At 53.3% G+C, this 244-nt stretch carries 1 pseudogene; it reads right to left on the bottom strand.

Annotated features, from left to right (window positions below):
• A pseudogene (locus IAE19_RS16515) lies at positions 1–244 on the bottom strand (hypothetical protein); the annotation flags it as partial.

Here is a 244-nt window from a genome sequence, read left to right as displayed (position 1 = left end):
TCGTCGTACCTGTGATGCTGCCAGTCTCCACGATATCAACTGTGATCGCACCTGTAACCAAGTCCAGACCTGTATCTTCAGGAGTGCTTGGGTCGTTGTCATTGTCACCTTGGGCAGCAATGCTGTCAGTCGCAGGACCAACGTTATGACCATTCCGGTCTGTCGTCGTAGCGACTACAGTGACTGCTGAACCGTCAACAATTCCGTCTGCTGGAGTTAAGGCGCTGGTGTAGTTGCCTGAGGC

The organism is Acinetobacter sp. S40 (assembly GCF_016624705.1).
In the GTDB taxonomy this organism is placed as follows: domain Bacteria; phylum Pseudomonadota; class Gammaproteobacteria; order Pseudomonadales; family Moraxellaceae; genus Acinetobacter.
Note: the sequence above shows the minus strand (reverse complement) of the source record. Positions and strands in the feature narration are given on the sequence as shown.